Source organism: Pseudomonas sp. BS-2016 (assembly GCF_001806145.1).
GTDB lineage: Bacteria > Pseudomonadota > Gammaproteobacteria > Pseudomonadales > Pseudomonadaceae > Aquipseudomonas > Aquipseudomonas lundensis.
Genome location: NZ_MLCT01000051.1, coordinates 1 through 1,404, shown reverse-complemented (window position 1 = coordinate 1,404; position 1,404 = coordinate 1). Strand labels below are relative to the sequence as shown.

General features: G+C 60.6%; 2 protein-coding genes. One reads left to right on the top strand and one right to left on the bottom strand.

Annotated elements, in window-relative coordinates; translation table 11 throughout:
- Positions 1-805, top strand: an 805-nt coding sequence (locus tag BKD70_RS22120) for an aldo/keto reductase (RefSeq protein WP_070415397.1), incomplete at its 5' end; no start/stop codon positions are given.
- A gap of 144 nt (positions 806-949) precedes the next feature.
- Here the strand turns inward: BKD70_RS22120 and BKD70_RS22115 are convergent.
- Positions 950-1,404: acyl-CoA dehydrogenase family protein (locus BKD70_RS22115; RefSeq protein ID WP_256543188.1), on the bottom strand; the 455-nt coding region annotated here is incomplete at its 5' end.

Below are 1,404 nucleotides of genomic sequence, written 5' to 3'. Positions count from 1 at the left end.
CGCCGACTGGATCCTTGCCAGCAAAATCGCCGGCCCCGGCAACACCATCGACTACATCCGCGATGGCCACCTGCGCCACAACCGCAAGCACATCGGCGCAGCCCTCGACGCCAGCCTCAAGCGCCTGCAGACCGACTGGATCGACCTCTACCAACTGCATTGGCCGGAGCGCAGCACCAACTTCTTCGGCCAGTTGAGCTACAAGCACAAGGACGAAGACGACCTCACGCCACTGGAGGAAACGCTCGAAGCCCTGGATGAACAGGTGAAGGCCGGCAAGATCCGCCACATTGGCCTGTCCAACGAAACGCCGTGGGGCACCATGAAGTTCCTCGCCCTGGCCGAAGCCCGCGGCTGGCCACGTGCAGTGTCGATCCAGAACCCCTACAACCTGCTCAACCGCAGCTTTGAAGTGGGCTTGGCAGAGGTTGCCATTCGTGAGCAGTGCGGCTTGCTGGCCTATTCGCCTTTGGCGTTCGGCATGCTCAGTGGCAAGTATGAAGACGGCGCACGTCCGGCCAAGGCGCGCCTGACCGAGTACAGCCGTTTCAGCCGCTACTTCAACCCGCAATCGGAAGCGGCGTGCAGCCGATATGTGGCGTTGGCGCGCAAGCATGGCCTGGACCCGGCGCAGATGGCGCTGGCGTTTGTGACACAGCAGCCGTTTGTGACCAGCAATATCATTGGGGCCACATCACTGGAACAACTGGACAGCAACATCGCCAGTGCCGAACTGAAATTGTCGAAAGAGGTGCTGGAAGGGATTGAGGCGATTCAGAAGGATCATCCGAATCCAGCACCTTGATTGATCCGCACTGATCGTTCCCACGCTCTGCGTGGGAATGCCGCCTTGGACGCTCTGCGTCCGCTTTCAGAGTCGTGACGCGGAGCGTCACATGAGGCGTTCCCACGCGGAGCGTGGGAACGATCAATCAAGAGCACCTAACAATCAAAGCGCCCGCGCAATGATCTCCTTCATGATCTCATTGGTCCCCGCATAAATGCGCTGCACCCGCGCATCCGCCCAGGCCCGGGCAATCGGATATTCCCACATGAAGCCGTAGCCGCCATGCAACTGCACGCACTCATCGAGCACCTTGCACTGCAGGTCGGTGGCCCAGTACTTGGCCATCGCCGCCGTGGGCACGTCCAGCTTGCCTTCCAGATGCAAGGCCATGCACTGATCGACAAACACGCGGCCAATCTGAATCTCGGTGGCCATCTCCGCCAGCTTGAACCGGGTGTTCTGGAAATCGGCAATCGCCTTGCCGAACGCCTTGCGCTCTCGCGTGTACTCAAGGGTCCATTGCAACGCCGCTTCGGCTGAAGACAGCGCGCCAATCGCCACGGTCAGGCGTTCTTGTGGCAGTTCCTGCATCAGGTAGGCAAAGCCCATGCCCGCCT